General features: G+C 41.5%; 12 protein-coding genes. 11 read left to right on the top strand and 1 reads right to left on the bottom strand.

All coding sequences use genetic code 11. From position 1 onward, the window contains the following. The first annotated feature begins 1 nt into the window (after position 1). The 4 genes from hxsB (at position 2) to KQI87_RS09215 (ending at position 4,412) form a co-directional block, all read left to right on the top strand. The gene (hxsB, locus tag KQI87_RS09230; protein ID WP_216459886.1) at positions 2-1,390 is read left to right on the top strand and encodes a His-Xaa-Ser system radical SAM maturase HxsB; all 1,389 of its coding nucleotides are present in this window, start codon (positions 2-4) and stop codon (positions 1,388-1,390) included. 17 nt (positions 1,391-1,407) lie between these two features. Next, complete coding sequence (locus tag KQI87_RS09225) at positions 1,408-1,974, top strand: hypothetical protein (protein ID WP_216459885.1); 567 nt, start codon at positions 1,408-1,410, stop codon at positions 1,972-1,974. A 2-nt stretch (positions 1,975-1,976) separates the two neighbouring features. Continuing rightward, on the top strand, positions 1,977-2,387 hold the full coding sequence (gene hxsA3 / locus KQI87_RS09220) for a His-Xaa-Ser repeat protein HxsA3 (protein WP_216459884.1): 411 nt from the start codon (positions 1,977-1,979) through the stop codon (positions 2,385-2,387). Between the two features lie 225 nt (positions 2,388-2,612). After that, complete coding sequence (locus KQI87_RS09215; protein WP_216459883.1) at positions 2,613-4,412, top strand: fibronectin type III domain-containing protein; 1,800 nt, start codon at positions 2,613-2,615, stop codon at positions 4,410-4,412. 134 nt (positions 4,413-4,546) lie between these two features. Here KQI87_RS09215 and KQI87_RS09210 read toward each other — a convergent pair whose 3' ends face one another. After that, positions 4,547-5,929, bottom strand: a complete 1,383-nt coding sequence (locus KQI87_RS09210; RefSeq protein WP_216459882.1) for an alanine/glycine:cation symporter family protein — start codon at positions 5,927-5,929, stop codon at positions 4,547-4,549. Positions 5,930-6,470: 541 nt separating this feature from the next. Between KQI87_RS09210 and KQI87_RS09205 the strand changes: the two genes are divergently transcribed. The 7 genes from KQI87_RS09205 to KQI87_RS09175 all read left to right on the top strand — a co-directional run bounded on the left by KQI87_RS09205 (position 6,471) and on the right by KQI87_RS09175 (position 13,079). Further along, entirely contained in the window at positions 6,471-6,932 is a 462-nt protein-coding gene (locus KQI87_RS09205; RefSeq protein WP_216459881.1) for a hypothetical protein, read from the top strand. A 160-nt stretch (positions 6,933-7,092) separates the two neighbouring features. Continuing rightward, positions 7,093-8,574 (top strand): polyphosphate:AMP phosphotransferase, encoded by a 1,482-nt coding sequence (pap, locus tag KQI87_RS09200; RefSeq protein ID WP_216459880.1) that lies wholly within the window; start codon positions 7,093-7,095, stop codon positions 8,572-8,574. Beyond that, positions 8,567-9,298 (top strand): class I SAM-dependent methyltransferase, encoded by a 732-nt coding sequence (locus KQI87_RS09195; protein WP_216459879.1) that lies wholly within the window; start codon positions 8,567-8,569, stop codon positions 9,296-9,298. The genes pap and KQI87_RS09195 overlap by 8 nt, the downstream gene beginning before the upstream one ends. Positions 9,299-9,722: 424 nt before the next feature. Further along, positions 9,723-10,460, top strand: coding sequence for a CpsB/CapC family capsule biosynthesis tyrosine phosphatase (locus KQI87_RS09190; RefSeq protein ID WP_216459878.1), 738 nt, complete (start codon positions 9,723-9,725; stop codon positions 10,458-10,460). Positions 10,461-10,539: 79 nt separating this feature from the next. After that, positions 10,540-11,325 carry a YveK family protein gene (locus tag KQI87_RS09185; protein WP_216459877.1) on the top strand — a complete coding sequence of 262 codons (786 nt, stop codon included), beginning with the start codon at positions 10,540-10,542 and terminating at the stop codon, positions 11,323-11,325. A 21-nt stretch (positions 11,326-11,346) separates the two neighbouring features. Beyond that, the gene (locus KQI87_RS09180) at positions 11,347-12,051 is read left to right on the top strand and encodes a polysaccharide biosynthesis tyrosine autokinase (protein ID WP_216459876.1); all 705 of its coding nucleotides are present in this window, start codon (positions 11,347-11,349) and stop codon (positions 12,049-12,051) included. A gap of 62 nt (positions 12,052-12,113) precedes the next feature. Beyond that, the gene (locus tag KQI87_RS09175; RefSeq protein WP_216459875.1) at positions 12,114-13,079 is read left to right on the top strand and encodes a hypothetical protein; all 966 of its coding nucleotides are present in this window, start codon (positions 12,114-12,116) and stop codon (positions 13,077-13,079) included.

The raw sequence follows: 13,079 nt of genomic DNA, 5'->3' as shown, positions 1-13,079 counted from the left end.
GATGAAAAGAAATTATTTTAATTATAAGAAGATAAGAGATAAATATCTTTTGACGAACGATTTAGGAAGATATATTTTTCTGACTAAAGATGAATTTTTGCGGTTTGTCACTAATAAACTTGATCCACAGGAGGGACTTGCAGGCCGGCTTAAGGATGAATATTTTCTTTATGAAGGCAGCACTTATGATTTTGTGGAGAAAGCAGGCGCAGAATTCCGGGAGTACAGAAGAAATCTTTTTCAGGGAGCATCGTTGCACATCTTTGTACTGACGAAACAATGTAATCAGCAATGCGTGTACTGTCAGGCATCTACAGACCTTGACAGACATACAAAGATGACTTTGGAGACGGCAGAAAGGGCTGTTGACATAGCGTTGCAGGCACCGTCACATTTCCTGACTTTTGAGTTTCAGGGTGGGGAACCACTGATGAACTTCGAGACACTCCGGCATATTGTAGAGTATACCAAAGCACAACAGACAGATAAGGAAATTGAGTTTTCACTGGTTTCTAATCTTATGTTGTTGGACGAAGAAAAAATACAGTTTCTTGTAGAAAATCAGGTTTCGATCTGTACATCTCTGGATGGGGATGAACTTCTCCATAACAGGAACCGACCGTATTTGAACAGGAATGCTTTTAAAATATTGGAAAAGCGCCTGCACAAGTTAAAAGAAAGTGAGATTTCAGTATCTGCAATTCAGACAACTACCAGATATTCTCTTACAAGGTACAAAGAGTTGGTAGATCAGTATCATGCTTTTGGATTAGAGCAGATAATTGTCCGTCCATTAACACCGTTAGGATATGCAAAGGATAACTGGGATACCATAGGATATACAGTAGAAGAATTTCTGGAATTTTACAGAAAGATATTTGAGTATATTCTGGAACTTAACAGACAAGGAATATTTATGATTGAAGGCCATGCCAGAATCTTTCTGGATAAGCTTTTTAACCATGATGCTGGAAATTACATGGAACTGCGTTCTCCGTGCGGTGGTGCGATCGGGCAGATGGCATATTATTATAACGGAAAAGTATACAGCTGTGATGAGGCGAGAATGCTTGCAGAAATGGGCGATGACAGCTTTTGTCTGGGAAATGTCTATGATAACGACTATAATCAGCTGATGAGCGCACCTGCGTGTAGAGTGCTTGTCAATGCATCCTGTCTGGAAGGACTGACGGATTGCTGTGACTGTGTATATCATCCATACTGCGGAACTTGTCCGGTGATCAGTTATGCCAGATATAAGACAGTATATCCGAGAATGGAAGAGGAGTACAGATGCAGTATTTACAAAGGAATCCAGGAAGTACTGTTTGAGAAACTGTATGAAAATGATAAGCAGACTATAGAAATTCTGAAGTCCTGGTGTCAGTAAGAAGAGGGAGAAAGAGAATGAAGAATTTGAAAAAAGTTTTTATTTTTGTGATGATCAGTCTGATACTTACTTTAGGAATCAGACAGCCATGTGAAGTAATGGCGTCTGTCAAAACCATTACATATGATACGGGAGATAGCTATATTGGAAATGTAGATGATAGCGAATCAAGTGATCCGGATGAAGAGGAGCCAGATATATTCCTTTCCAAGCAGGGAAAAGGAACCTATTATTGTGCAGATGGAACTGTTATCACAGGAACGTGGGATAATAATTATCTGAAAGGAAAAGCAACTGTTAAATATAAAAATAAAGACAAATTCACAGGATATTTTTCAAAAGATAAAAGAAACGGAAGCGGCACTTATTGGTTTAAAAACGGGGACAAATTCACGGGTCATTGGAAAAATGACAAAATGAACGGCACCGGTACGTATACCTGGAAAAGTAAAAATTATATAAAAGGTACATGGAAAAACGGGAAACTCAACAGTAAGGCAACGTTGAAAATTAAAAATAATGTATATTCAATTCAGGTCACTAATGGAAGGCTCACAAAGGTGTATAGCAGAAAGAAGGTATGAGAATGGATAAGAAAGATATTTTTCCGCAGATAAAAAAAGGAATCGAGGATTTTATGCAGGAGGAAGAGGGAAACATTTCCAGATCTAAAGTTGCCATGATTGGTTCTATGATGGTGATCCTCGGAGTTATGCTTGCAGATAGTGATGTCTATGCTGCACACAGATCTCATAGTTCTCACAGATCGCACAGCTCTCATAGCAGCCATAGTTCCCATAGATCAAGCACTCACGGAAGCCATGCATCTCATTCCTCAAGCAGCCACAGCAGTCATGGCTCTCACAGCAATCATAATTCGCATTCCTCCGGAAGTCATTCCTCAGGCGGATCCAGCCATTCCTCAGGCAGCAATACGACAGCTACGGTAAAACTTCCGAAGATGCAGACACCACAGTCCACGCCAAGTATGCAGTAATCCTGGCCAACTATCCCGAAATATGTCGTTTTGTCCCATATCACTTGCAGCATTTCCTGAAATCTTGTATTTTATTAATAGAGAGATATCAGGGCTTGCAGCGTCACACGTTTAGCACCCATTGCAGTGGAACGAAAATGCGGGAGCTGCTTCGCGGTGAGGTAATTTGTAGATATCAAGTGAACGAAATATTGAGTAAAAACAAAGGATAAGGAGCGAGGAAGTATGTACAGAAGAAAAAGTTTTATCAGTTTGAGTTTAAGTCTCGTGCTGGCAGCAGGAACTTTGACAGCACCGGTACTGGCAGCAGACGAGTTTACAGATGGGATGGGAGTAGAGACATTTTCTAACACGGATCAGATTCCATCTGCTGAGAATGGCACAGAACAAGAAACATCTTCAGCAAAAAATCAGGGAAAGTCAAATGTGGATGCAGATTTCAACGCTACAGTTTTTACAGATGGCGGAGAGAATAAAGCGATTTCAGGTGGTGACATTGCTGAATTCAATAGTGCAGATGATGATATCACGGACAGCAATGTTACAGATAGCAGCATTACTGATGATACCGCAGCAGGAAATGATTTCACAGTTACAGAAAGAACAATACAAGAACTCCCGGATGGTTCTGTGCATGTAACAGAGAAAATCAGTCTGAATACTGATACTTCATCAAACAATGATGAACTGTTTGGGGAGTATGCAAATCAGTTCTTCTACGAGAAAGATGCAGCTACAGCCCCTGCCACTTCTATTGGCGAGAGTGTTCTTTCCGGTGCACAGCAGGCTCTTTATGAAGAGATGAAAACAAAAGTAACCAATATAGCAGCAAAAGGTGGAAGCACAAAGTTCAAGATCACTTCAGATCTGGGGCTCCGCTGGCAGACTTCTGCTTCGGGAGCACGGTTAGAAAAGGAAGTATCACAGACTTTTGACAATCTGGATACAGACAAAGTTCTTAGCTGTCTCCGGACAGATTGTCCTTATGAATTATACTGGTATGAGAAAACGGCCAACACGGAGTGGAGCTACAATTATTCTGTATCAGTAAGTGGCGGTAAACGTATTGTCAGGATTACAGATCTGGAGGTATCCATGCCGGTATGCAATGGCTATGCGTCCGATCAATATCGGGTAGATGCCAGCATGGTAAATATAGCAAAGGCATCGGCGGCAAATGCAAAACAGATTGTAAATGAATTCAAGAATTCGTCTGTGACAGAAAAACTGGTTGCTTATAAGGAAATGATCTGCTATCTGACAGACTATAATGATGAAGCAATGTCGGATTCTTACGCAGACGGCTATGGTGATCCGTGGCAGTTGATCTGGGTGTTTGACGGAGATGATTCCACACAGGTAGTCTGCGAGGGCTATTCAAAAGCATTCCAGTATCTGTGTGACCTCAGTGATATTACCTGTTATACAGTAACCGGAGACATGGACGGCGGAACCGGTGCCGGACCTCATATGTGGAATATTGTAGAGCAGGATGGCAGATACTACATGGCAGACATCACAAACAGTGATAAAGGTACAGTAGGAGAGGACGGAGATCTTTTCCTTAATACTCCATCTTATGGCAGTGTTTCAAAAGGTTATACTTACGAAACCGAAAGCGGCAATATATATTTCAAATATGATAAGGATACCCGAGACACCTACGGAACCGGTGCAAATTCTGTTCTGCAGATGACAGATAAAGCTTATGATGTTGACAACAATACCGTGAAGCCTTCTAAACCGGTTATCAGTGGAATATCCAATAAAGTTGCAAAGAGGTTGACAATCTCCTGGAAGAAATCCCAGAATGCAAAAGGCTATGAAATCTACCGTAGAGTCGGTACTACAGGTTCTTATAGAAAAGTAGCAACCATCAAATCCGGAAATACTGTAAGATACACTAACACAGGATTAAGAAAAGGAACGAAATACTATTACAGAATACGGGCATATTCTTATAATACGCTGGGAAAGAAAGTGTATAGTGGATGGTCTGCTGTGAAGAATAAAGTGTCCAGATAATTATAAAGAATCAGAACATGCACAGGTAATTATTAGTGAAATGTACAGAAAAGGATTATGATTATTTAAAACAATTGTTTTAGAAAGAGCCCGGAAACTTCACGTTTGGTTTCCGGGCTCTTTCTAAAATCTCATCATTTATCAATAACTTCAATCGGTGTCTCATCCTTCGCATCCAGATGATCAATATACTTCCGCGTCTCCTTAACGATCACATTAGAAAGCAAAAGAACCGCAACAAGGTTCGGGATTGCCATCAGAGCGTTAAGGATATCTGCAACAGTCCATACCAGATTCAGTGAAATAATCGGTGCGATAGCGGCAACAGCAATGTAAAGAACACGATAAGGAATTAACCCTTTTTTACCTGCGAAATATTCTACACATCGTTCACCATAATATGCCCATCCAAGAACTGTAGAATATGCGAAAGAAATAATTCCGACTACCAGGATCACAGGCCCAAGAATCGGGATCTGCTGAAAAGCCAGAGTAGTAAGTACACCGCCATCAGTGATATTTCCCATATCAATAGAAGGATTTTTCATAATACTGGTAACCAGAACAAGCCCTGTCATAAGACATACAACAACCGTATCCCAGAAAGTTCCGGTACTGGAAACAAGAGCCTGGCGAACTGGATTTCTTGTCTGGGCAGCAGCTGCGGCAATTGGAGCAGAGCCCATACCAGATTCATTGGAAAAAAGTCCTCTGGCAATTCCATACTGCATAGCCATCATAATACCGCGTCCTACCAGACCACCGGCAGCAGCGCCAGGTGTAAATGCCATACTGCAGATCGTTTTGACAGCAGGAATAATAAAATCATAATTAATTCCCAGAATAACCAGACATCCAAGCACATAAAAGAATGCCATAAAAGGAACCAGCTTTTCGCATACAGTAGCGATTGATTTGATACCGCCAAAGATAACAAGTGCAGTCAAAGCGGCAACTGCAATTCCGATAAATGCAGGCGAAATATTCAGGTTCTCGTTACATACCGTAGCGATCGCATTAACCTGAGTAGCACATCCGATTCCAAAGGAGGCAAATCCACCGAAGAAGGCGAAGAGCAGTGCCAGCCATTTCATATGTAATCCACGTTCCAGCGCATACATAGCGCCGCCCTGCATACGGCCATCTTTTGTTTTGACACGATACTTAACTGCGATCAGAGACTCACTATATTTGGTTGCAATGCCAAAAACACCAGTCAGCCAGCACCAGAGAACAGCCCCCGGGCCGCCAAGCGCAATAGCAGTTCCCACACCAATGATATTTCCGGTTCCAATAGTAGAAGCAAGTGCAGTGGTAAGTGCACCGAACTGACTGACTTCACCTTCAGCTTCTGTATCCTTGGTAACAGATAAACGGATAGCAGTGCCGATTTTTCTCTGGATCACACCTGTACGGATTGTCATGAAAATGTGTGTCCCAAGCAGCAGAAGAATCATCCACCAGCCCCACACCAGGCTATCCAGCCTGTTAATGAAATTTGCGATAGTATTGATCATAGACGCCCTCCTTTGATATACCTTATTTTATAAAAATGCAACAGATGCTTCCGAGTCCACAAACTTCTGGCATATAAAATAAAGGCATACAACCACGATGATGTGTGTTGTACGCCCTTGTACGTTTCTTCTGTCTGTTACAATTGTTTCTTAATATTATACAGGAAAATGTGTAGGATTGCAACGAAAAAATCATACTTAAATGTAGTCTAAATGTAGTCCTATATGGACGAAATCAGCTTTACGCTGACATGTTTTCATGCTATCATTATTTCAATGAAATTAAGGAAGTCTACTACTTTATTTGTAAAAAGCAATAAGCGGTCAGGCAGAGAAGCATAAAAACTTTTTAAATTAAAAAGAGCTGCCAATAGAAAGGAGAGACATATGGCAAAATGTAAAGTTTGTAGAGAACAGAAAAATAAATAGGTTATCTATCAGGAAAGTAATGCATTTCATCAAGAAAGGGTTCCGAGCATTGGAAGTATGTTATGATAATACCAACAAGAAACACAACACACTACGAAACGGAGGAAGACAAATGCAGAGAGAAGGAACAATAATAAAAAGAAACAATATTTTCAATAAGACATTAATTGCAGTTATCGTGCTTTTATGTGTAATTCTGTGTGAGAGCGTAATACCAGTAAATGCAGCACAGAAAAAGAATCAAGGTATTATTTATTATGAGACTAATTATAATAAGACCAAGGGATCCCAAAAAGGTTATTTTCCCAGAACAACAAAGATAATAATTAATTCGAAGAGCATCACTTTTTATGGCTCATTTTTAAAGAGCAAAAAAGAGAAAATAGTACGTGATAAATATCATTATGTAAAATATGGGAAAAAGACATTTGCAATAACTTCGAAAACAAAGTATTTACAATATGATGATGTAGGATGTTTCCCAATGAAGAAAGAGAAACTTTTAAAGGGTGGGGGAAATTTACATATTGAAGTCGAGAATGGAAAAGTGAAAGCTATAAAACGATATATGTAGCTGCTTTTGCCTTTACTCTATTTCGGTTCCATGTTATCATTAACTCAGAAAGACAAATGGTAACATGGAACTATTTTTATGCAGCCCGTAACAAAAACTAACACCCATTTTGCAAAATAACCAACATTTATCCAGAAGCCAAAATAAGGGGGACACTACCATGCTCAAAAACTGGACCCCGGCGCATATGCCGGAAAAGGAGGAAATCAAAGAACGCCTGCAGACTGCCAGAAATCAGCTCTATGATTTCCAGATGAAGATCAAAGAACACAAGATACCAGTCATTGTACTTTTCGAGGGCTGGGGCGCTTCTGGCAAGGGAAGTACTATTGGAAAAGTAATCAAGAACATAGACCCACGTTTCTTCAAAGTAGCCACAATGTCCACACCAACAGCAGAAGACCTGAGATATCCATTCCTATACCGCTATTTCAAACAGATCCCGGAAGCAGGAAAATTCACATTTCTGGATTCCGGCTGGATGGAGCAGACATGCAGAGAATGTCTGGAAGGCAAAATTGAGGGAGAAACATACACACAGAGAATCGACAGTATCCGCCGCTTCGAGCGTCAGCTCACAGACAACGGCTATCTGGTTCTGAAATTCTTCATGCAGATTGACAAAGAAGACCAGAAAGAGCGTCAGAAAGCACTTCTGTCTCATAAGGATACAAAATGGCGAGTATCAAACTTTGATAAATGGCAGAATGACCATTACAAAAAATGTGCAAAGATTTTCTCGCAGTATATGTCCGACACCAACGCATCCACAGCGCCATGGTACATCATAGATGCATCCGACCGAAAATGGGCAGAACTTCAAATACTTGAAACTATGGTAAGCAACATCGAAGTAGCCATGCAGAATCAGGCACATTCAGTCCCGATTCTTCAGAATGTATTCCCACTGGAGCAGATTCCACGTCTTGCTGATATAGATCTCAAGGACAAGACACTGGATGACGAAGAATACAAAGCAGAGCTGAAACATCTCCAGAGCAAACTGGGAGAGCTCCACAACAAATTATACAGAAAACGTATCCCTGTTATCATTACCTATGAAGGATGGGACGCAGCCGGAAAAGGCGGCAACATCAAGAGAATCACAGAAGCCCTTGACCCGCGTGGCTATGAAGTAAATCCAATCGCAAGCCCAGAACCACACGAGAAAGCCAGACACTATTTATGGCGTTTCTGGACAAGACTTCCAAAAGATGGTCACATCGCTATTTTTGACAGAACCTGGTACGGCAGAGTTATGGTAGAGCGTCTGGAAGGCTTCTGCAGCGAGAACGACTGGAAACGTGCCTACAACGAGATGAACGAGTTTGAAAAAGAACTCAAGGACTGGGGCGCAGTTATCATTAAATTCTGGGTACAGATCGACAAAGACACTCAGCTGGAACGCTTCCAGGAGCGTCAGAACAATCCTGAAAAACAGTGGAAGATCACGGATGAAGATTGGCGAAACCGTGAGAAATGGGATGCTTACGAAGTTGCAGTAGATGAGATGCTTCAAAAAACCAATACATCTTTTGCTCCATGGCATGTACTGGAATCTGTTGATAAGAAATATGCCCGAATTAAAGCATTAAAGATCGTAATTGACGAAATTGAGAAAGCGCTGAAAGACAATGAATGATAAAGTAGTCGTCTGCCTTGGCAAAGGCGGACAAAGAGAAATGGCAGAATCTTTTGCCAGAAAAAATAACGTACCAATCACAGACAACCCCGGAGATCATCTGACGGTAATGTTTGATTCCAAAGGCGTTTCCCTTACCGGCTATGGGCTGACGTACCAGGGAGATTTCGAAAACATGCTTCACAGAGTCACCAACGGAAGACTTTCCCATGAGATGCTGGCCCGCGCCGCCAAAGCAGAAGGAGAGAACCTGAAAGCCATCGATGCCACTGCAGGCATGGGAGAGGACGGTTTCCTCCTTGCAGCATACGGCTACGAAGTTACCCTGTACGAACAGAACCCTGTGATCGCGGCTCTTCTCAAAGATGCTCTCCGCCGTGCAAAGAAACATCCGATATTAAAAGACATTGCTGCCAGAATGAAACTGGTAGAAGGTGACAGCGTAGAATGTCTGGCGAAACTCATGGATCCGGTAGATGTCATCTATCTGGACCCCATGTTCCCGGAAAGACAGAAATCCGGTCTGATCAACAAGAAACTGCAGCTGATCCAGAAACTGGAACCACCATGCTCCGAAGAAAAAGATCTTTTTGATGCGGCAATTAAAGCAAATCCTTCTAAGATTATTGTAAAACGCCCATTGAAGAGCGTACATCTGGCAGACAGAGAACCTTCTTATATTTTAAAGGGAAAAGCAATCCGTTATGACTGCTATGTAATGTAGAAGGAGTATCTAAGCTTTAAACTATATGAAATAATAATCAGAATAAGAAGTCACAGAGCAGAGAATTTGCCCGGATACAGTCGGATTCTCTGCTTTTTTGCATTTTGTGCAGAGTTTTCATTGCTCTTTTGCATGAAATCCTGTATAATACCATACGCTTAAGAAAAGCTTTTATATCTGAGAGTATTACACGTCAGTAACCTATGTTTAATATGAAGCGTAGAGAAGCTATCCTGAAAGAAAAAGAATATATAAAAAATGTGCGTAACCGCAAAAAAAATCCGCAAACGGATGCCTGTTTTAGCGTTGCCCTGAAGGGCAATCGAGCAGGAACCCCCACTTCAAAATCTGTAAGATTTAAGTGGGGGGAATATGGCACCATCAGAAATAGATAGTAAAAAACTAAGAAAGAAGGAATGTATAAATGTCCGAAAAGGGAATTTTCGACATACATTGTCACATAGTACCCGGAGTGGACGACGGAGCAACAGACATAGAAGAAACCAGAAAACTGCTCCGGATGGAGTATAAGCAGGGAGTAAGAAACATTATAGCAACCCCACATTTTCGTTTCCGCATGTTTGAGACACCTGTGGAAAAAGTAAAAGAGCAGTTCAAACTGGTAGAGAAAGCAGCAGCAGAGATCAGCCCGGATCTCCATGTATACCTTGGATGTGAATTCCATTCTACTATGGAAATGCTGCCAATGCTCAGAGAGAAGAAAGTAATGACAATGGCAGATTCTCGTTACGTACTGACAGAGTTTTCCCATAATTCTGAAGAAAATTACATACATGAACGAATCAGCGCTTTACTATCCGGAGGCTATAAACCAATTGTTGCACATATCGAACGATACGAAGCAACACGGATAAATCTGGATTTCGTAGAAGACCTGGTCAATATGGGGGCATATATGCAGATCAATGCAGACAGCATTATTGGAAAAGACGGCTTTTTCACACGCCGCTATTGCAACAAGGCAATGAAATACGGTCTGATCCATTTCGTAGGATCGGACTGCCACAACAGCACACAACGCATCACCAGAATCGGCGAAGCATACAAAATGACCGCCAAAAAGCTGGGCCAGGACTATGCAGATGAACTTTTTATCCATAATCCAGAGGAAATTTTAAAGAATAAACCCCATGTGGATTGACTTTTGCGTTCTACTAAGATACAATAAAGTCGGTTTATGTCAAAATATACAATGAGAAAAGGGAAAAGGAAAATATCAAATGTTAGACAATTTGAACAGCAAGGTTGAGAGTAGCAGAGTGCAGACACTTGATGTCAACGATGATGAAGTCGAAATTGATTTACTGGAGATATTCCGTGCACTTAAGAAGAGAATTCTGCTGGTATTGATGGTTGCCCTTATAGGAGGATGTATCGGAGCTACAACTACACAGTTTCTGATGACGCCGATTTACAGTTCCACATCCAGTATGCTGGTGCTCTCAAAAGAGACAACACTTACGTCTCTGGCAGACCTGCAGTTAGGTGCAAGTCTGACCAGTGACTACACAGTACTGATCACAAGTACTCCGGTACTGGAACAGGTCATCACAAATCTGAATCTGGATATGACAGCAGAGGATCTGAAGAAGGATGTAACGATCAATAATCCTACAGATACCCGTATTCTTGAAATCACAGTCGATAATGCAGATTCTACAATGGCGAAGAAGATTGTTGATGAGATTGCAACTGTTTCTTCTTCTTATATTGGGGATAAGATGGAAGTTATCCCGCCTAAGATCATCGAAGTTGGTAAGGTTGCTACAGAGAGAACATCACCAAGTGTACCGAAGAATACAGCAATCGGATTCTTACTTGGATTCCTTGCATGCGCAGCTATCGTAGTTGTATATGCAGTAATGGATGATACCATTAAGACAGAAGAGGATATTGAGAAATATCTGGGAGTTACTGTTCTTGCCAAGGTTCCTGACAGAAAAGACTATGTAAATATGAAGAACAAGAAACCGAAGAGCAATAAGAAGAGCAAGAAACACCGCTAAATTAATGGAGGAATCTGATCAATGAAGAAACTCAATTTAACAGATAAAAGAAAACCGGACTATTTCTACGGCGAGGCGATCAAGACTCTTCGTACAAATATCCAGTTGTCCGGTCAGAGTATTAAGACAATTCTGGTTACAAGCTGTTATCCAAATGAAGGTAAGAGTGATGTTGTTCTCAGCCTGGCACAGGAGCTTGGAAGCATCGGTAAGAAAGTCCTTCTTCTGGATGCTGATATCAGAAAAACAGCCTATGCAGGCCGTCTGGGAGTAGAAGAGGAAGTCAAAGGACTCTCCCAGCTTCTTAGTGGTCAGGTAGGACTGCAGGAGATTATCTACGAAACAAACTTCCCGAATATGGATATCATTTTCGGCGGACCTGCAGCACCAAACCCGTCCGGACTTCTCAGTGAGAACATTTTCAAGGTTTTCCTGAAAGAGGTCAGAGAATATTATAACTACATACTGATTGACACTCCGCCTATCGGAACTGTAATTGACGCTGCCGTAATCGGTGGCTGCTGTGATGGAGCGATTTTCCTTATCCAGCCTGGAAACGTAAGATACAGAGATGCACAGAAAGCTTTTGCACAGCTGGAGAGAAGCGGATGCCGTGTTCTGGGCGCTGTTATGAACAAGATAGACACCACAGACGACAAATATTATTCTTCTTACTACAAGCATTATGGTGAATACTATCGCAGAAGCGATGAGTCCCAGAAATAATGAGAATCTATCGCCAAAGGTGATGCAAACCATAATCAAATAGTAAAGGAAGATCGGGAAAAGTGAGCAGAAATAGAAAGAAAAAAGGAAAAAAGACAAATATCTTATTGGGATTTATCTGTATTCTGCTGGTGGGACTGCTTGGATTTCTCCTTGCAATGAATTATAAAACCGAACAGGAAGAATCACAGAGACTGACCGAGCTTGCCGGTGATCAGCACATAGGAATCGAAGATTATGATGCAGTGAAAGAACATGCTGCAGAACTTGAGAAAGCATCAAAAGATGAGGAAGAATCTTCAGAAACAGATAATACAGACAAGAAAAGCAAGAAGAACAATCAGAAAGAAGACGCAGCAGAGGCTGATGATACAGAGAATGCAGAAGAGAATGCTGATGAAGAAACTGCAAGAACAATCTCAGGCGTTGTATGCTGGGGAGATGATCTGATTAATGGAGATGCATCCAATACCTATTCTTATATGGCAGTACTTCAGAAACTTCTGACAGATAACGGATACAACCTGACAGTTGTGAATAAGACACTTCAGGCAGGTGGAACTCTTTCCATGATGAAGATGGCAGGAGTAAGCGATGAAACTCTTCAGGGTTATATCACGAAACATCAGCAGGCGGCAAACGGTGCACAGATGAATGTAACAGAAACAGGAATCCGTGACCTTACAGAAGAAGAGACAACCAGAAATGACATGGACTGCATTCCGGTTATCTTTATGGGATACTACGGTGGATGGAACCATGATCCTGCAGAACTTGCAGAGCAGCAGGAACAGATCTTAAATACTTTCCAGTATAAAGATGATTTTATCGTAGTAGGAACCATCCCGCTGGATGGAAGCGTAACTGCTGATGCACTGGATCAGGTGCTCAGCCAGAAGTGGGGTGAACATTACATCAGTCTTGCAAGTGTAACAGCTCAGCCATCTGCGACTTATGAAGCACAGCAGGCGATGGGAGAGGCAGTATTTAATAAACTACAGGAGCTTGGCTATATCACAAAAGACTGA

Origin of the sequence: Blautia sp. MSJ-9 (assembly GCF_018919065.1) — a bacterium.
Classification (GTDB): domain Bacteria; phylum Bacillota; class Clostridia; order Lachnospirales; family Lachnospiraceae; genus Blautia_A.
The sequence above is the reverse complement of the archived record's forward strand: the minus strand, read 5'-3'. Positions and strand labels throughout refer to the sequence as shown.